The sequence below is a fragment of the Natrinema ejinorense genome (genome assembly GCF_002494345.1).
GTDB classification, from domain to species: domain Archaea; phylum Halobacteriota; class Halobacteria; order Halobacteriales; family Natrialbaceae; genus Natrinema; species Natrinema longum.
In genome coordinates this window covers 2,653,826-2,670,683 of sequence record NZ_NXNI01000001.1, presented here as the reverse complement: position 1 = coordinate 2,670,683, position 16,858 = coordinate 2,653,826, and the positions used below count along the sequence as shown (strand labels likewise).

Here is a 16,858-nt window from a genome sequence, read left to right as displayed (position 1 = left end):
TATGAGCGCAGGAACACAGGTACACGCCAATCTGACCGAAGAACAGGTACGCGAAATCAGCGGGGATCTCGACGAGCCCGAGTGGCTCCTCGAGACCCGTCTCGAGGCCCTCGAGGCCCTCGAGACTCTCGATATGCCCGACGTCATCCGGACGCCGGGTCGTGACTGGACGAACCTCCACGATCTGGACTTCGAATCCCTCGTCGATCCGCTGAACGCGGCCGAAAACAAGGACCAGGTCGGTCCCGACGAGGCCGAGGTTCTGTCCTGGAGCGACGCCGTCGCCGAGCACGAGGAACTCCTGAAGGAGCACTTCGGCAGCATCGTCGATCCCCAGGAGAACTACCTGACGGCGCTCTCGACGGCCCTGTTCAGCACCGGGACGGTCATTTACGTCCCCGAAGGCGTCGACGCCGAGGACGTCGCCATCCGAACCGAGCAGAACTCCCGCTCGCTGTTCAACTACACGCTCGTCGTCACCGAGGAGTCGTCCTCGGTCACGATCCTCGAGCGTCAGTCGACGGGCGCAGAGCAGGACGAACAATACTACAGCGGCGTCGTCGAAGTCGCCGCCGGCGAGAACAGCTACGTCCAGTACGGCAGCCTCCAGAACCTCTCGGAGGAGGCCTACAACTTCACCGTCAAGCGAGGGATCGCCGATACCTACGCCACGATCGACTGGATCGAGGGTAACCTCGGTACCCAACTCACGAAGACCGAAGTGTCGACGACCCTCAGCGGCGATAGCTCGGAGACGCAGATCGTCGGTGCCTTCTACGGCCACAACGACCAGCACTTCGACCTCGACGCGAAGGTCTGGCATCGTGCCGAACACACGACCGCCGACCTCGTCACCCGCGGCGTCACCGACGACGTCGCCCGCTCGGTCTACGAGGGGGTTCAGGACGTCGGCGCCGACGCCTGGGACACCAGCTCCTACCAGCGCGAGAACACGCTGATGCTCTCCGACGAGAGCGAGGCCGACGCCTCCCCGAAGCTGATCATCAACAACCACGACACCGAGGCCAGCCACTCCGCCACGGTCGGCCAGGTCGACAAGGAGGACCTGCTGTACATGACCTCCCGCGGTATCGACACGCGGTCCGCTCGCAACATGCTCGTCGAGGGCTTCTTCGTGCCCGTCCTCGAGGAGATCGACGTCGACGAACTTCGTGAGGACCTCGAAGCACTGATCGGCGCACGGCTTCGCCAGCGCGACTAGCGACGGGTCGATTCGTCGTCGCTCCGTTTCGACTGCCCGTTTTCGCCGTCGGTGCTCCGAGACGACTAAGTAACAGCGGCTCTCTTGTCGAGACATGAGTCTGGGACAGCGTGTCTCGAGCGACCACCAGCTGACCCGATTGCTGCAGATCGGGGTCGTGCTGGAGGAACTCGTCGAGTCACGCGCCGCCCACCACATCGAGTCCTTACCGCCCGAAGAGCGGGCGGACTTCGATGCGGAGGTCGAAGAGTTGCTCGCGGAGGCCGCCGCGGAGTCGGCCGATCATCGCGAGCGACTCGAGGCGCTGATCGACGATCTCGAGGCGGAGACCGTCGGATACGAGGAGATAAATGCCCTGGTCGACGCCCAGTATGGCCCGCCGGAGGATACGGACGGCGTCCTCTACGATCAGTTGGCAAACGAGGAGACGGCATACAAGTTCTACGACGATCTGATCGAGGCGATCGAGGCCTCCGACGCCGAGTTCGCGGTCGACCGTGACCGGCTCCTCGAGACGCTGACGGCCATCCGCGAGGAAGAAAAGGAGGGGGTCGAGGAAGTGACCGAGATCATGGAGCACAGAGCATGAGTCGAGTGATCGCAACGTCGGCGGCCGTCCGGGGCGGGAAGCGGCCGTCCGAGACGCGTATCGACCCCCGGGTTCGGGGACACCGGCGAGGGACCGTCGCGCGACGAAGTGACACCGATGGAGGGATCCGATGAACACTGCAGATCAATATCTCAAGGCGATCTACCTGGCACAGCGCATCGAGGACGGCCCCGCATCGACCGGCACGCTCGCGGACTTGCTCGAGGTAAGTCCGGCCAGCGTCAACGAGATGATCGGCAAACTCGAGGACCGCGAACTCGTCGACCACGAGAAGTACCAGGGAGCCAGCCTGACCGACGAGGGACTCGAGCGCGCTCACAACGCCCTCCAGACCTACTGCATCATCGAGCGGTTCCTCGCGAACGTCCTCGAGGTCGAAGAGTTTCGCGACGAGGCTCGTGCCCTCGAGAGCGTCATCGACGACACCGTCGCGGAGCGACTCGATACGATCATCGACCGGCCCGACCAGTGTCCCGACTGCTTCGACGCCGAGCGGGACTGCTGTGAACTGCTTGAGGTCGGGGCCAGCGGGCGGGCGGACTGAGTTCTCGGTTGGCGCGTCCCCTCGACGCACGATAGGTCTCGATGGGCCGTCTCGCTCGCCGGATCCGCGTACCGGAGGTGTTTTGTAGCGACACGAGAAAGGGGAGAGCGACGGCACGGTCAGACAGCTACCTTTCAGCGCGCGTGGTTTCCACGTGCGTTCACCTGACTGACCTACCCCGTCTCTCAAACACTCACGAGCGGCTGCTATTGGCGTCGCCGTGTCGTATCGAACTACCTCCGTGAGGGACGACTGTGAACGGAACGAACGCGAGCCAACCGGCCTCCGGAAACCAGTTCGTCGTACTGTCCCGTCTCAATCGGAGTCAGGAATGGACGCCGTTCCCGTCACCAACGCCTAGGCGTCGTGGGTGTCGAACTCGTCGGTTTCGAGTTCCCTGCCGTCGACCTCGACGCGTCCCTCCTGAATTTCGATCGTGACTTCCTCCGCCTCGTCGCTCGTTCCGAGGAGCCGTGTCGTCGCCGACTCGAGTTCGTCGTTGACCGACCAGACGAATCGCAACACGGACTCGAGTTCGGTGCCGGCCTCGCGAACGCCCCGCCGGGGTGAGAGGTCGCCCAGGCTTCGTGCCCCTTCCGGATGGAGGTACTGGATCGGGTGGTCGGTCGGTACGTCCCGGAGGTCGACGTCGAACGACCAGAGATAGGGCAGCAACTGGATGGCGTACCCCTGGGGTTTCGGTGCTCGTCGGCCGGCGGCGGTCAGGGCGACGTTGATCGCCGTCGACTCCGCGTCGGTATCGAAGTAGACGCCCGGTGCGCCCGGAATGGAGAGTCGCATACTCGAGGGAGGGGGCCAGGAGCGGAAGCGTCCGTACCCGGCATTTCCAGCCTCGTTTTATACGGGGCCGTGATCGATCGCGCCCGCCGTCAGACGGACGACTGTCCGTCAGTGACGGTACAACCGCGAACCGCCGTGCGGTTGCGCCGGTCCATCGGTACAGGGATCCGTCTCAGTGGAAGGTATCGGCGAACTTGTCCCGGCGATTGATGTCGAGTTCGCTCACGCTCGAGCCCTCTCGACTCGCGGCGAATCGGATCGCTTCGGCGACTTCGGCGGGGTCGCTGGCCTCGTCTTCGTCGAAGCGCTCGGCGAAGGACTCGCCCGTTGCTGCTCCGAACTCCGAGCGGACCTCGGCGGGATTGACGATGGTGAACCCGATATCGTCGTCGCCGATCTGGGCCGCGAGACTCTTGGCAAAGCCCCGGACCCACCACTTCGTCGCGGCGTAGACGGGGTTGGCCGGTCGTGGGTGCTGGCCGGCGAAGCTGGCGACGAAGATCAGGTGCCCGTCCCGCTCGCGGACGTGTGGGATCGCCGCCCGCGTCGCGTAGAAGACGCCGTCGACGTTGGTCTCCTGCATCGTCTCGTAGTCGTCGGTCGACAGCGACTCGACCTCGCTCCCGCGGGCCAGTCCAGCGTTGTTCACCAGCACGTCGATGCCGCCGAAGGCATCGACCGTGTCGTCGATGAGCGCGTCGACGTCGTCTTCCTCGCGGACGTTCGTCGGCACGACCAGCGTCTCGACGCCGTGGGTCGTCTCGAGGTCGTCCGCCAGCTCGGTCAATCTGTCCTCGCTGCGGGCCGCGAGGACGACGTTCGCGCCCGCAGCCGCGAGTTCGCGGCAGGTCGCCGCGCCGATTCCGGAGCTCGCACCCGTTACGACTGCCGTTCCCTGCTCGAGTGTCTCGGACATCGTTCGACGAGTAGGCGGGCACCGCTCCTAAAAACGAGGGTCGGGGAACGACAGGCTCCGAAAGCGGGCAACAGCCGGTGGGCGGTGGCGCGTCATGCGGTCCCCTGTCCCGAGTGGCCCGGAGCCGTCCGTGAGGTCGCCGGCGCTGACTGACAGCGGTCCGTCTCAGTACTCCTTGAGTTCGTACAGATCGCCGTACTTCGACGCGACGTACTCGAGGAAGTAGTCCGCAGTCAGCCCCTCGCCGGTGGCCTGCTCGATCAGGTCGGGCGTGACGTAGCGCTTGCCGTGTTGGTGGACGTTCTCGCGGAGCCAGCCGTTGAGTTCGCCGAACTCGCCCTCGCGAATCCGATCGTCGAACTCGCCGAGATCGGATTCCGCGGCGGCGTACAGCTGTGCTGCGAGCACCGAGCCAAGCGAGTACGTCGAGAAGTAGCCGAAGTCGCCGTGGGACCAGTGGATGTCCTGCAGGCAGCCCGCCGCGTCCGTCTCCGGTCGCACGCCCAGATAGTCCTCGTACTTGTCGTTCCAGACCTCGGGGACTTCGGAGACCTCGAGGTCGCCCCGGATCAGATCGCGTTCGATCTCGAAGCGGATCACGATGTGGAGGTGGTAGGTGAGCTCGTCCGCCTCGACGCGGATGAGGTTATCGTCATGGACCTGGTTGGCCGCCTCGTAGGTCTCCTCGGGTGTAACGTCCTCGAGTTCGGGGAAGCGCTCGCGGGCAATGGGCAAGAAATGTTCCCAGAAGGGGCGAGAGCGGCCGACGTGGTTCTCCCAGAGCCGGGACTGGGACTCGTGGACGGAGAGGTCCCGCGCTTCGCCCAGCGGCGTCCCGTAGCCGTCGTCCGGAAGTCCGAGGGTGTAGTTCGCGTGGCCGAACTCGTGGATCGTCGAGGTGATCGACCCCAGCAGGTCGTCCTCCTCGAACCGGGTCGTCACCCGGGCGTCGAACTGCGTGCCCGACGAGAACGGATGTGGTGCCGTGTCGAGTCGGCCACGGTCCCAGTCGTAGCCCAGCGAGTCCAGCACGTCGCGTGCGAGCGCTTCCTGATCGTCGTCGTCGAACTCGCCCGCGAAGGCGTCCGTGGCGAGTGCCACATCGCTGTCGTCGATCGCATCGATCAGCGGGACGAGTTCCTCGCGCAGTCGTTCGAGGACCCGTTCGGCCGTCTCGAGGTCGATGTATGGCTCGTAGTCGGCAAAGAGCACGGCGTAGGGGTCGGCGTCGGGATCGATGTGATTCGCGTACTCCCGCTTGAGGTCGACCAGTTTCTCGAGCGTCGGCGCGAAGTGCTCGAAGTCGTCGTCCTCCTTGGCCTGCTTCCACTTGGGGTGGGCGTTCGACGCCGTCGCCGATATTTCCTCGACGAGTTCCTGCGGGACGCTCGTCTCGCGGTCGTACCGCCGGCGGACCTCCCGGACGACGGCGGCCTGCTCGTCCTCGAGGTCGGTGGATTCGAGTTCCTCGAGCAGTTCACCGGTCTCGTCGGCGGTCAGGAGTTCGTGGCTGATCGAGGACAGCGTCGAGAGCTGCTGTGCTCGGGCGGGCGTTCCCTCGTCGGGCATCACGACTTCCTGATCCCATCGGAGGATGCCGGCGGCGTTCCCGACGTTCGAGATGCGTCGCACTCGCTCTTCGAACTGGTCGTAGGTGTCGGCCTCGCTCGCGTCGCTCTGGGCCTGATCGGTCGCCATAGCCGTACCCTTTGCTCGGAAGCGCTATCAACGTCGTGGTTTCGGGCATCTCGCACGCGATCGATCGGGAGCGACGGCGCTGGGACGACTGGCGGACGTGTCGGCCGGCGAGACGATCAATACGCCGTAGTAACGGCGCCGTGGGCCGCTATCACGCTTCCCGCGTGAGCCGATGAGAGGCATGCGGAACTTGCAAGCACCGGACTGTTCCACCGATCCGACGTACGTCGTCCCACCATGGCCCTCGCTTCACCAATCGCGTCGGCAATCGTGTTCGTCGTGAGCCTCCTGATCGGTGCGCTCGGCATCTACGCGGGCGCTCGAGCCATCGTCGGTCGCGCGGACTACGATCACGCCATCGTGACCGCCCTGATCGGCGCGATCGTCTGGGCGATCGTCGGCTTCGTCGTCGGCTGGATCCCGCTCGTGGGGCCGCTGCTCGCCCTCATCGCCTACGTCGCGGTCATCAACTGGCGGTATCCCGGGGACTGGACCGCCGCGGCGATGATCGGTCTCATCGCCTGGGTCACCGTGTTGATCGTCCTCTATGCCCTCGCCGCACTCGGCGTGACGGGCTTCGATGCGGTCGGCGTTCCGGGTCTCTGAGGCCCCGTCCACCGATCGACCAGCCGGGTCACGCCGGGCGCACTCACCTGGCCGTCAGCCACCGCCGTGCGACCCGCCGGTAGGTCTCGCGACACCGCTCGAGGACGGCGACCGAGACGCTCTCGTCGTCGGTGTGGGCCTCGCCGGGTTCGGACGGCCCGTAGATCACGCACTCGGTACCGGCCCGTGAAAGCCAGCCCGCGTCGGTCGCGTGGGGTTTCGTCACGAGTTCGGGAGCCCCCGCCTGCGACGCGGCGGCGGCCTCGAGAACGCACTCGGCGAAGGCCTCGTCCGTACAGCGCATCGGCGGCAAGTCCTGATCGACCGTCCACTCGATGCCCGCGGGCTCCGCGACCCGCTCGAGGGCGGCCCGTTCGCCGGGGACCGTCCGCTCGTCGACCGTAAATTCACAGCGGGCGGGAACGACGTTCATCGCCGATCCACCATCGATCTCGGTGACGGTGAGCCGTCCCTCGAGTGTCTCGCCGGCCACGTCGACCGACGGTGGCTGGAGGCCGCGGACGTCATCGACGGCTTCGGTAGCGCGATAGATTGCGTTCTCGCCGGCATCGGCCTCGCTGGCGTGTGCCGCGGTTCCGTGCGCGGTGATCGTGCTCCCACGGCGGCCCTTGTGGGCGATCGCCACGTCGGTGACGTCCGGCCCGGAGTAGTTGGTCGATCCCTCGCCGACGACGGCGTAGTCGGGCGCGAATCCGGTCTCGATCGCGTGCTGTGCGCCGACCCCGCCGACCTCCTCACCGACGAAGCTCGCGACGACGAGTTCGTCGGCGGGGTCGGCATCGCCGGACTGGGTCCGGCTGCTCGAGGGCGTTCGAACCTCGCTGTCCCGAAACGCGAGCAGGGCGGCCGCGAGCGCCCCTTTCATGTCGGCCGTTCCGCGGCCGTAGAGGCGGCCGTCGCGCTCCTCGACGACGTACTCGCTCGGGTCGTCTCCGTCCGCGTTCGCGACCTGCGACCCGGTCGGCTCGACGACGTCGTGATGACCGACGAACGCAAGCGTCTCCGGACCGCTCCCCTTCCGGGCGATCACGTTTCCGACAGCGTCTCGGGTCACGGCAGCGTCGGTCTCGCGGCGCAGCCAGTCCTCGAGAAAGTCGCCGGCAGCGGTCTCGTCTTGGTGGCTCGGGATCGCGACGAGGTCGCGGGTCAGATCGACGACGCTCATGCCGGGCGTATCGATAGCTGTCGTGTTCAGTGCTCCGAAACCGGTTGCACCCGATCGGCCCGACCGCACCTCGCTTTTGGACTCCTCGTACGGTCTCCTGTCCGTCAGTGCGGGCGGGACCGGGACCGCCCTGCGGTCCCACCGGGACATCGGGACAGCAAACCGTCTCAGTCGATCCGTTCGTACGCCGGCGGTTCGACCCCTGGGTCGTCGTCGGTGAGCCGCGTGACGGAGTCGTGGACCTCGCGAAGGCTCGCCGTCTGCTGTTGGCTCGCCGCCGCCATCGATTCCGCAGCGCTCGCGACCTTGTCGGCCGAGTCCGAGAGCCCCTCGAGAGTTTCGGCCGTCGCCTCGACGCCGTGTGCTTGCTGGTCGGCCGCAGCCGCCACGTCTTCCATCCCCGCCGCGGTCCCCTCTGCGGCGTCGTGGATCTCCTCGAGCGAGTCGACCGTCTTCCGGACGCGGTCCGTCCCGGTATCGACGCGGGCAACCGTTTCCTCGGTCGTTTCGACCGTAGCCGCGGCGTCCTCGCGGACGGCCTCGACGGCGCTTTCGATCTCCGCGAGATCGGATTTCGTCTGCTCGGCGAACGAGCGTACTTCGCTGGCGATCACCCCCATCGTCTCACCGCCGCCGCTGTCCGCTCGAGAGGATTCGATCTTCGCGTTCGCCGCCAGCACCGTCGTCCGCTCGGCGAGATCGTCGAGGCGCTCGACGATGGCGTCGATCTCGTCGGTCCGCTCGGCCAGGGAATCGGCGGCATCGGCGACGCGGTCGGTTGCGGTTTCGATCGCCTCGAGTTCGTCCAGCGCCTCGTCGGCCGCGTTGACGCCCGCCGCCGCGAGTTGCTCGGTTCGTTCGCTTTCCGTCCGAACCTCGTCCGCCACGCTCGCGACCTCTTCGACGGCGGCGCTGACCTCGTTGAGTTCGCCCGCAGCCGTGGTGATGCTGTTCGCCTGTGATTCGGTGTGGGTGCTGATCGCCTCGGCGCGTCGTGCGACGACCTCGCTCGCTTCGTGGAGTTCGGTGATCGGCGTCTGCACGTCCTCTTCGACCTCGCGAGCGAGCCGTCTGCGTCGCTCGATCGACTCTTCGAGCCGCTGGGCGTAGGAGTCGACGTACGTTTCGGTCGCGACCTGCATGTCGAGGTTGATGATCCGCAACAAGGAGAGGACGTCCATCATGCCGTCGTCGATTGCGTCCCTGACGGCGGCTTCGAACGACTCCTCGAGGCCGTCGGGGGTCTCCTCGTCCCCGCCGCCCAGTCCCAGTGCGCCGACGAACCGACCGATTCCGCCCTCGTCTCCGTCGGCATCGCGTTCCGCGGCCCACTCCTCGATGGCGTCGACGACCTGTCGCTGCATCCGCTCGTTCAGCCGCGAGAGGATGAGATCGTAGTAGACGCCGTACTGCCCGATGTACTGTTTCAAGGGCATATCGAGCATTTCGTGGAGCTTCCCGATTCGTGTCCGGTTCCGGAAGTACGACTGATCGTAGGAACCGCTCGCCAGCGAGACGAGATACGCCTGCTGGGTCTGTTTGAGCGCGTCGACGTCTTTCGGTGATCGGTCGACGATCGCTCGCGTCTGCTCGTAGTGCAACACGTTTTCGTAGAAGTCGTCGGCGATCTCCTCGCGGTTGTCCCGCAACATCGGCTCGAGATCCGCCAGCCGTCGTTCGTCGTCCTCGTCGAAGCCGATGAACTCCTTTCGCCAGGCGACCTCGTCCTCGTCGAGTCCGATCCGATCGACGAGATCGTCGACGTCGAGAAAGTCGTTGAGTCCACCGCGACCGAACGTCTGCTCCGGTTGCATACGACAAACGTGTTCGGGGTTTCCGTTAAGTTTCTGTGTATGTTCCCGCCGGATAGGAACGTGTGTGGCCGTCACACGGACGGCTGTACGCGAATCGACCCCATCTTCGGATTCGTTGTGGACACCCTTATACGCGTACGTCGACCAGTTTAGGTATGAACGTCGTGCCGGATACGAGCGTGGTCATCGACGGCCGCGTCTCGGCGACAATCGAAGACGGGCAGTTCGAGGGAGCGACGATCTGCGTCCCCGAGGCGGTCGTCGCGGAACTCGAGGCGCAGGCAAACGACGGGATCGATAGCGGCTGGGACGGCCTCAAAGAGCTCCAGCGGCTGGCCGACCTCGCCGACGACGGCGTCGTCGACCTCGAGTACGTCGGCGAGCGACCCAACGCCATCGAGCGAGGTCACGCCTCGGAGGGGGAGATCGACGCCCTGATCCGCGATCTCGCGGAGGACCTCGATGCGACCTTCATCACCAGCGACATCGTCCAGTCCGAGGTCGCACGGGCGAAGGGGCTCGACGTCGAACACGTGTCCCCCGAAGTCCGGGAGGTCGGAACGCTGGCCGTCGAGGAGTTCTTCGACGACCGGACGATGAGCGTCCACCTCAAGACCGACGCCACCCCGAAGGCCAAACGCGGCGAACTCGGCGAAATGCGCTACGAGGCGATCGCCGACGATCCCCTCGACGAGGCGACGATGGACGAGTACGCCCGCGAGGTCGTCGACGGCGCGAAGGAAGCCTCCGACGGCTTCATCGAACTGTCGGAACCGGGCATGAAGATCGTCCAGTTCCGGGACTACCGGATCGCGATCGGCCGTCCACCCTTCTCCGACGGGATCGAGATCACCGCCGTCCGCCCGATCGCCCAGACCGACATCGAGGACTACGAACACGCCGACGAGCTGAAAGAGCGGCTGCTCGAGCGCCAGCGCGGCGTCCTCATCTCGGGTGCGCCCGGTGCGGGGAAGTCGACGTTCGCGCAAGCGGTCGCCCGCTACATCGCGGATCACGACTACTCCGTCAAGACGATGGAAAAGCCCCGAGACCTGCAGGTCGGCCCCGACATCACCCAGTACACGGAACTGGGCGGCGAGATGGAAAAGACCGCCGACGCCCTGTTGATGGTCCGGCCGGACTACACGATCTACGACGAGGTCCGAAAGACCAACGACTTCGAGGTCTTCGCGGACATGCGTCTCGCGGGCGTCGGGATGATCGGCGTCGTCCACGCGACGCGACCGATCGACTCGCTCCAGCGACTGGTCGGACGGGTCGAACTCGGGATGATCCCCCAGGTCGTCGACACCGTCGTCTACATTGAGGCCGGCGAGGTCGAAACGGTCTACGACGTCAGGACCGAGGTCAAGGTCCCCGCCGGACTCACCGAGGAGGACCTCGCCCGCCCCGTCATCCAGGTCACGAACTTCCAGACCGGCGAGCCAGAGTACGAGATCTACACCTTCAACCGCCAGGTCGTCACCGTCCCGCTGAAAGACGAGGACGGCGGCCCGGCCAACGAGTCCGGCGTCGACCGCATCGCCAAACAGGAGATCGAACGGGAGATCCGCTCGATCGCCCGCGGCTACGTCGACGTCGAACTCAAGAGCCAGGACAAGGCCGTCGTCTACGTCGAGGAAGACGACATCTCGAGCGTCATCGGCAAAGGTGGGGGCCGCATCACCGACGTCGAGAACCGGCTGGGGATCGACATCGACGTCCGAACGCACGACGAGAACCCCAACTACGGTGCAGGCGGCGGTTCCGGCGGCGCGAGTGCGAACGGCGGTGGCGGAAGCGGCGGCTCTCAGGCCGGCCAGATGGTCCAGCCCGAAATCACCTCGCGACACATCGTCATCCCCGTCGACGGCAACCACGGCGAGACCGTCGAGATCCAGGCCGCCGGCGAGTACCTCTTCACTGCGACGGTGAGCCGCGGCGGCGAGATTCAGGTGTCCCGCGGGAGTGCGATCGCGGAGGAACTCGAGCGAGCGATCGACCGGAAGGATCCGGTGACGGTCGTTCCATCGTAAACGATTGACCCGCGAACGAACGGAGTGAGCGAGCGGTTTTTTGGTGTCTTCACGAACGAAGTGAGTGAAGGACCGGCGAGAGCGACGCTCTCGCAGGGGTGATTTTTGCGCGAGGGTGAACGGAGTGTACCCGAGGAGAAAACGGTCCATTGCGAAGGATCCGGTGACGGTCGTCCCGTCGTAGGGTATTGTCGTAACCGGGCGCTCGCTCCCAGGTCGGCGCGCCGACCGATCGCGTCACCGGTCATCGGAACTCGTCGGAACCCGCGGAGCTGCGCTCGTCCACGTCGAAAGGCCGCCGATTCGATCGAGCACCCAGATGTACATGGTAATCCCCTGGACGATGAAGAGATTGGTCACGAGGAAGAACAGCGCCTCTTCGATCGGGAGTCCGAGGAGCGCGTGACCGGTGGTGTACGCGTCGGAGATGATCCAGACGCCGAGTTCGATCGCGATCCGATCGACGAGCCAGAGGTACAGCGTCGGGACGGCGATCGCGACCAGCAGCGACCGGCGGATGTCCCACAGGTACGTCGACCCGACCCCCCACTGGAGAGCGAGGACCGGCCCGGCCCAGAGGAGCAGCCAGCCCAGATAGTACGTCGCGGTGTCGCCGAGGAGCACCCAGCCGACGGCGGCGATCGCCAGCCCGCCGGCGACGCCGAGCAGTCGGTGTGTGCGAGGAATCGCCAGCGACCGCTCGGCGATCGGTCTCACCTGAAACAGCCAGAGCGCGGTCAGTATCGGTTGGAGGACGAAGAAGAGGTACTCCTCGATCGGCGTGTGCCAGACGGTCGCGAGGACGGTACCCTCCCCGTACCACCAGACGCCGACGGGGATGAGATGGTTCGTAAACGGCGTCGTGTAGACGATGGCGAGGACGATCATGACGCCGAGTCCCGAGAGGGGGCGAACCCCCCACCAGGCACGGTCGCGCCGAATCGCGAGCCACCCCAGAATCAGGATTGGCGGCAGCAGGAATGCGAGGTGGATTCCGAAGTACGTGAGTTGGACGGTCATGAGCTGGTCGACGTTCGCCGTCGGTGTGCGGGCGGAAACCGGACCCGCCGTGACTGGCGGTACGAACGGGAGCCCAATAGCGCCGTGTCCATACTGGTTAGGGACGATCGGGACGCTCGATCTCGATCGGCCGAGGACGGCCGCAAAAACGTGAGCCGGACGGGAGCGCCCCCGTCGGTCGCGGATCGACCACGGCTCGAGCGGGGATCGGTTCGATCAGTCGTCGCCCGGGACGAGTTCGGGCATGCTGGTGCCGTAGTCCGCCCCGCCGGTGATCACGTCGGGTTCGTCGACGATGTAGAGCATGGCGACGAAGGTCACGATGTACTTCGTGATTACGTCGAGGATGCTGTACCCCCAGGAGGTGACGGTGACGTCCAGCATGGCGAAGCCTTCGACGCCGAGCGCCCAGAGGATCGGGTAGCCGAACCAGCCGACGACGGTGAGGAGTTTCAGCGTCCGGAACAGACCGGCCGTTCCCGTCGCCGACGCTTCGGAAGTCCAGTCGACGAGGATGATGTAGACGATCACGAGGAAGAAGATCGTTCCCAGGACGAACCACCACCACCGCAGCACCAGCGAGGACGTGGTCAGCGCGGCGGCCAGGCCGGTGACGCACATCGCGATCGTGAACGCACAGGCCGTGAGGATCTTCGTCCAGTTCGACCCGGCGATCATCCCGAGCGCGATCAGGATGAACGGGGTCGAGAACGTCCACGTGAGGTATCGGCCCCACATCGTCAGGACGCCGTCCTGGCCGGCCGTCGTCGCACCCGCGGCCGGGTGGCCCGGCGGCATCTCGACGATCCCCAGGGTCAGCCCCGACGTGAGCCCGCTGTAACTCGAGATCGAAACGACCGAGATCAGCATCAGCGCCATCGCGATCGCCTTCGACCGGGGATCCGTCAGGTTCCGCCCGAGGTAGGCGATTCCGAGGATGGTGATCCCCGCGAGGGCGATGTTGACGACGAACGACAGCGCGAGCAGGGTGTTGTCACCGCCGAAGACGTACTCGAATAGTTCCCGGTCCGTCGCGCCGTTCTGCAGGACGGCGTTCTGGGCGCGGAAACCGAGGTCGTGGACTGACTGCATGAACGGGGATCGCTTCACGAGCGCGACACATAAACGAGTGCCCGTCCCGATCCAGAGACTCACGAGCAGTGACCGGAATAGCGTCCGGGGCTGCGTTATTGCGTCGATCGCGGACGCCGTCCGTCGGGTACTCGCTTCGATCCGGCGAACGAAATCGATCGCGGGTCGGCTGCGAGACGAGCGCCGCGAAGCCGACCGTCGGGAGTCGACGCTGCGTCCTCAGGCCGGTACGGCCGTCGGCGTCGTGACCCGCTCCAGGACGGAACGACTCTGGAGCAGGACCACTCCGAATCCGATCTTCGCCGAGAGATCGAGCGCCATGAACGCGGCGGTTTCCCAGTACAGCGGGAGGATGCCGAACGTCCCCTCTGTACCGAGGATCCAGACCACCGGGTAGAGGAACCACAGCACGATGACCAGGTTGCGGAGTCGCCCGAACAGCGACGCGACTTCAGGGGATTGACTGCGCGCGTTCTCGGAGAGCGTCCCGACGAGGACGTACAGCAGGGTGAGCAGAGCGCCGGTGCTGATCGCCCACCAGGCGATCCGGGTGCCCGGGGAGGACGCAAACGCCGCGATCGCGCCGGTCCCGATCATGAAGATGTCGAGTCCGATCAGCGTCGCGATCGTGTTTCGGTTCGCTCCGGCTAGCAGCGAGAGGTCGAGCAGCAGCAGCGGCGTCGTGAACAGCCAGTCGGCGTAGCGCGCCCAGTAAATCGTGAGCGCCTCGTCGCCGACCATGACTTCGGTGATGCCGAAGCCGGTCGCCATCGCGAAGTACATCGCAGCGGCGATGGTCGTGATGAAGATCGTGATGATGTAGAACTCCTGCATCTTCTGGTCGCGAACGCCACGTCCGCGCCCGACGAAGTACAGGGTTCCGAGGGTCATGCCGATCGTGCCGATCCACAGCCATATGGATTCTGGGCCAACTGTTGCGGCCATGGTGGTTGCTAGGGTGGGGCAATACATACTGCTTGAGCCTAACGGAAATAACCTCTATCATTTCGTGTACGTCCAGTAATTTGACGTGGAGAGTGAAACCACAGCGTATTTTGCGACGTTCTGTGTCCGGTCGGATATCCCGATCGCAAAGCGCCTACCACAACCGATGACTTCGACTGATCCGAACGATCCGATCGCGGACGCACTCCTCGGCGAATCGACGTACGAACGACTCAGAGTAGAGCGATACGCGCTGATCAAGCGCCGAATTCCGCAAAAGCTCGTCTACCAGAGCGGCCTGCTGTTCGCGCTCGCGCTCGTCGCTCCGATCGTCGCCACCTATCCATCGTCGGTGCAAGCGGCGTTCCCGGGCGGCGATCCGCTGTGGTCGTCGCCGCTGGTCCTCTGGGTCGGGGTCTACGCCGGCAGCATTGAACTGGGGACTGCAACCTGTCTCGTCGCGGTAGCGATCGCACGTCGGCGGTACGAACCCTCCCTCTCGGAGTCGCAGGTACACGCGTTACTGAACGTCGAGGACGTCGCGTCGATGTTCGGACTGGCGACCGGCGGCTTCGCGATCCTGATCACGGTCGGGTTCTTCCTGCTCGGCCACGCCGGCGTCGAGACCGTCACCGCCGTCGTCGAATCCGCGCCGCGAAATCCCTACGGACAGACCGGCGTCTCGGTACCCGTGATCGCCGTCGGTGCCGCGGCGGCGATCAGTTCCTGCGTCGTCTACGCCGTCGGTCGATACCTCTCCTCGAGGTAAACGACGATCCGGGGACCCATCTCACGTATTCTCGCAGCGGGACTCGAGCGAGCGGAAGGCCCCGGTGACGATCGATCCGGCCGACGGGAAGACTGCAAACGTACGGCAGGGAAGTTTTTGTGGCGTGAAAGTGGGCACATGATCAGCAAACTCCGAAGATACTGGATCGTGTGTGCCCTCGACACGGTGGTGAACAATTAGGTGTTTAAGGATTAGCTTCATATACAAAACGAGCGTTCAGATATTGTGTGGTCAACAGAGTGATTCCAACGCATGAGCGTAGATAGCACGACATTCGTCTTCTCGGATGTGGAGCGTACGAACGGGGCGTTCGTCACGGATCGCCGCTCGCTCGAGGTCGTCCGCGAGCGGATCGTGGACGCGATCCGGACCAGCGTCGCCGACGCCGGCGCGGACGGCGTCGTCGTGGCGATGAGCGGCGGACTCGACTCGACGCTGACGGCGGCGCTCGCCGTCGAAGCCGTGGGCAACGAGAACGTGCTCGGACTGGGGCTGCCCTGTCACAAAACGGACGGGGCCCACGTCAGTGACGCCCGGACGCTCGCCGAGGGACTGGGGATCGATTACGAAGCGATTCAGCTGCGGCCGCTCCTCGAGGCCTTCGAGGGAACGGTCGCGGACGAACTCGACCCGGAATCGGACGAGCGCGAGCGGCCCGACGAACGCACCCACGAGGTCGGCAACGCCGTCGCGCGGCTGCGGATGGTTACCGCCTACTACGCGGCGAACAGCCAGTCACGGCTCGTCCTCGGCACTGCGAACCGTTCCGAGCGGTTGCTGGGCTACTTCACGAAGTATGGAGACGGCGGGGCCGACGCCTATCCGATCGGCGACTGCTACAAGACGGAGGTCCGCGCACTCGCGAAACACGTCGGGCTCCCGCGGCGGATCATCTCCAAGGAGCCGACGGCTGGGTTCTGGGCCACGCAGACCGACGCCGGCGAACTCGGCGCGCGCTACGAGGTCATCGATCCGCTACTGTACCGGCTCGTCGACGCGGAGTACTCCCTCGAGGAGGCGATCGCGGACCTGCGGATCGACCGCGAGACGGCTCGCGAGATCGCGTCGTTGCACGCCGACAGCGAACACAAACGGACCACGCCGCCGACGCCGGGGATCGATCGCTAACGGGCGGGACACGTAGCGGTTCACCGCGCGGATTCGTCGGCGTAGACGTCGGGGTTGCGCCACCAGAACAGCCCCCACGACATGAGGAACCCGGCACCCATCGCGAGGACTTCACGGAGGAAGGCGGGGATCCCGAAATCGACGATCGCCACGAGCACGATCGCCGATCCCAGGGCAGCCCCCGTCACGACGAACAGGACGTCGCCGGCGATATGCGCCCCCGACTGCTCCCAGTAGTGTTGTCGGTGCTCGTCGTACCAGACGCCGACGTAGATCAACACCGGCGACATCGTCGTGATGACCGTGACCGCCCGGTATTCCTCGGGGAACACCGTCGGCACGAGCACGAATAGGTTGAGCAGATTTGCGACCAGTGCCGCGACGAACAGGCCGGCCAGCAGCCATCCCCATCGCGGTAACCGCTCTTTGTCCATATCGAGGACGGTCACC

At 65.4% G+C, this 16,858-nt stretch carries 16 protein-coding genes; 7 read left to right on the top strand and 9 right to left on the bottom strand.

Translation table 11 applies throughout. The features are described 5' to 3' along the window. Position 1: 1 nt before the first annotated feature. The 3 genes from sufD to CP557_RS13280 all read left to right on the top strand — a co-directional run bounded on the left by sufD (position 2) and on the right by CP557_RS13280 (position 2,376). The gene (gene sufD / locus CP557_RS13290) at positions 2 to 1,222 is read left to right on the top strand and encodes a Fe-S cluster assembly protein SufD (protein ID WP_097380349.1); all 1,221 of its coding nucleotides are present in this window, start codon (positions 2 to 4) and stop codon (positions 1,220 to 1,222) included. Positions 1,223 to 1,316: 94 nt separating this feature from the next. Further along, positions 1,317 to 1,811 carry a rubrerythrin gene (locus CP557_RS13285; protein WP_097380348.1) on the top strand — a complete coding sequence of 165 codons (495 nt, stop codon included), beginning with the start codon at positions 1,317 to 1,319 and terminating at the stop codon, positions 1,809 to 1,811. A gap of 130 nt (positions 1,812 to 1,941) precedes the next feature. Then, the gene (locus CP557_RS13280) at positions 1,942 to 2,376 is read left to right on the top strand and encodes a metal-dependent transcriptional regulator (protein ID WP_097380347.1); all 435 of its coding nucleotides are present in this window, start codon (positions 1,942 to 1,944) and stop codon (positions 2,374 to 2,376) included. A gap of 357 nt (positions 2,377 to 2,733) precedes the next feature. Here the strand turns inward: CP557_RS13280 and CP557_RS13275 are convergent, their stop codons facing one another. From CP557_RS13275 to CP557_RS13265, 3 genes are all read right to left on the bottom strand, one after another. Further along, a complete protein-coding gene (locus tag CP557_RS13275; RefSeq protein WP_097380346.1) occupies positions 2,734 to 3,177 on the bottom strand; it encodes a hypothetical protein in 444 nt (147 codons plus the stop codon). Positions 3,178 to 3,349: 172 nt separating this feature from the next. After that, on the bottom strand, positions 3,350 to 4,093 hold the full coding sequence (locus CP557_RS13270; protein WP_097380345.1) for an SDR family oxidoreductase: 744 nt from the start codon (positions 4,091 to 4,093) through the stop codon (positions 3,350 to 3,352). Positions 4,094 to 4,258: 165 nt separating this feature from the next. After that, the gene (locus CP557_RS13265; protein WP_097380344.1) at positions 4,259 to 5,791 is read right to left on the bottom strand and encodes a carboxypeptidase M32; all 1,533 of its coding nucleotides are present in this window, start codon (positions 5,789 to 5,791) and stop codon (positions 4,259 to 4,261) included. Positions 5,792 to 6,028: 237 nt separating this feature from the next. Between CP557_RS13265 and CP557_RS13260 the strand changes: the two genes are divergently transcribed. Beyond that, positions 6,029 to 6,397, top strand: a complete 369-nt coding sequence (locus tag CP557_RS13260; RefSeq protein WP_097380343.1) for a hypothetical protein — start codon at positions 6,029 to 6,031, stop codon at positions 6,395 to 6,397. A 43-nt stretch (positions 6,398 to 6,440) separates the two neighbouring features. Here the strand turns inward: CP557_RS13260 and CP557_RS13255 are convergent, their stop codons facing one another. After that, entirely contained in the window at positions 6,441 to 7,583 is a 1,143-nt protein-coding gene (locus tag CP557_RS13255; protein ID WP_097380342.1) for a M20 family metallopeptidase, read from the bottom strand. Between the two features lie 167 nt (positions 7,584 to 7,750). After that, a complete protein-coding gene (locus CP557_RS13250; protein ID WP_097380341.1) occupies positions 7,751 to 9,397 on the bottom strand; it encodes a globin-coupled sensor protein in 1,647 nt (548 codons plus the stop codon). Between the two features lie 155 nt (positions 9,398 to 9,552). On the opposite strand from CP557_RS13250, the gene CP557_RS13245 reads away from it, so the two are divergent. After that, the gene (locus CP557_RS13245) at positions 9,553 to 11,433 is read left to right on the top strand and encodes a PINc/VapC family ATPase (RefSeq protein ID WP_097380340.1); all 1,881 of its coding nucleotides are present in this window, start codon (positions 9,553 to 9,555) and stop codon (positions 11,431 to 11,433) included. Positions 11,434 to 11,670: 237 nt separating this feature from the next. Here CP557_RS13245 and CP557_RS13240 read toward each other — a convergent pair whose 3' ends face one another. The 3 genes from CP557_RS13240 to CP557_RS13230 all read right to left on the bottom strand — a co-directional run bounded on the left by CP557_RS13240 (position 11,671) and on the right by CP557_RS13230 (position 14,490). Further along, positions 11,671 to 12,453 (bottom strand): lycopene cyclase domain-containing protein, encoded by a 783-nt coding sequence (locus tag CP557_RS13240; RefSeq protein ID WP_097380339.1) that lies wholly within the window; start codon positions 12,451 to 12,453, stop codon positions 11,671 to 11,673. 216 nt (positions 12,454 to 12,669) lie between these two features. Continuing rightward, positions 12,670 to 13,545 carry a bacteriorhodopsin gene (locus tag CP557_RS13235; protein WP_097380338.1) on the bottom strand — a complete coding sequence of 292 codons (876 nt, stop codon included), beginning with the start codon at positions 13,543 to 13,545 and terminating at the stop codon, positions 12,670 to 12,672. A 219-nt stretch (positions 13,546 to 13,764) separates the two neighbouring features. Next, a complete protein-coding gene (locus tag CP557_RS13230) occupies positions 13,765 to 14,490 on the bottom strand; it encodes a bacteriorhodopsin (RefSeq protein WP_097380337.1) in 726 nt (241 codons plus the stop codon). A 166-nt stretch (positions 14,491 to 14,656) separates the two neighbouring features. Here CP557_RS13230 and CP557_RS13225 point away from each other — a divergent pair, with 166 nt between their 5' ends. Together CP557_RS13225 and CP557_RS13220 are read left to right on the top strand one after the other, a co-directional pair. Further along, the gene (locus CP557_RS13225) at positions 14,657 to 15,259 is read left to right on the top strand and encodes a hypothetical protein (RefSeq protein ID WP_097380336.1); all 603 of its coding nucleotides are present in this window, start codon (positions 14,657 to 14,659) and stop codon (positions 15,257 to 15,259) included. A gap of 273 nt (positions 15,260 to 15,532) precedes the next feature. Then, complete coding sequence (locus CP557_RS13220) at positions 15,533 to 16,408, top strand: NAD+ synthase (RefSeq protein WP_097380335.1); 876 nt, start codon at positions 15,533 to 15,535, stop codon at positions 16,406 to 16,408. Positions 16,409 to 16,428: 20 nt separating this feature from the next. On the opposite strand, the gene CP557_RS13215 is transcribed toward CP557_RS13220, so the two are convergent. After that, a complete protein-coding gene (locus CP557_RS13215) occupies positions 16,429 to 16,842 on the bottom strand; it encodes a hypothetical protein (protein WP_097380334.1) in 414 nt (137 codons plus the stop codon). Positions 16,843 to 16,858 lie beyond the last annotated feature (16 nt).

Bases quoted from the DNA above. Each gene is read 5' to 3' on its own strand.
- sufD (WP_097380349.1), top strand. From the start codon at position 2: ATGAGCGCAGGAACACAGGTACACGCCAATCTGACCGAAGAACAGGTA.
- CP557_RS13220 (WP_097380335.1), top strand. From the start codon at position 15,533: ATGAGCGTAGATAGCACGACATTCGTCTTCTCGGATGTGGAGCGTACG.
- CP557_RS13270 (WP_097380345.1), bottom strand. From the start codon at position 4,093: ATGTCCGAGACACTCGAGCAGGGAACGGCAGTCGTAACGGGTGCGAGC.
- CP557_RS13260 (WP_097380343.1), top strand. From the start codon at position 6,029: ATGGCCCTCGCTTCACCAATCGCGTCGGCAATCGTGTTCGTCGTGAGC.
- CP557_RS13280 (WP_097380347.1), top strand. From the start codon at position 1,942: ATGAACACTGCAGATCAATATCTCAAGGCGATCTACCTGGCACAGCGC.
- CP557_RS13225 (WP_097380336.1), top strand. From the start codon at position 14,657: ATGACTTCGACTGATCCGAACGATCCGATCGCGGACGCACTCCTCGGC.
- CP557_RS13215 (WP_097380334.1), bottom strand. From the start codon at position 16,842: ATGGACAAAGAGCGGTTACCGCGATGGGGATGGCTGCTGGCCGGCCTG.
- CP557_RS13250 (WP_097380341.1), bottom strand. From the start codon at position 9,397: ATGCAACCGGAGCAGACGTTCGGTCGCGGTGGACTCAACGACTTTCTC.
- CP557_RS13255 (WP_097380342.1), bottom strand. From the start codon at position 7,583: ATGAGCGTCGTCGATCTGACCCGCGACCTCGTCGCGATCCCGAGCCAC.
- CP557_RS13285 (WP_097380348.1), top strand. From the start codon at position 1,317: ATGAGTCTGGGACAGCGTGTCTCGAGCGACCACCAGCTGACCCGATTG.
- CP557_RS13265 (WP_097380344.1), bottom strand. From the start codon at position 5,791: ATGGCGACCGATCAGGCCCAGAGCGACGCGAGCGAGGCCGACACCTAC.
- CP557_RS13275 (WP_097380346.1), bottom strand. From the start codon at position 3,177: ATGCGACTCTCCATTCCGGGCGCACCGGGCGTCTACTTCGATACCGAC.
- CP557_RS13235 (WP_097380338.1), bottom strand. From the start codon at position 13,545: ATGCAGTCAGTCCACGACCTCGGTTTCCGCGCCCAGAACGCCGTCCTG.
- CP557_RS13245 (WP_097380340.1), top strand. From the start codon at position 9,553: ATGAACGTCGTGCCGGATACGAGCGTGGTCATCGACGGCCGCGTCTCG.
- CP557_RS13230 (WP_097380337.1), bottom strand. From the start codon at position 14,490: ATGGCCGCAACAGTTGGCCCAGAATCCATATGGCTGTGGATCGGCACG.
- CP557_RS13240 (WP_097380339.1), bottom strand. From the start codon at position 12,453: ATGACCGTCCAACTCACGTACTTCGGAATCCACCTCGCATTCCTGCTG.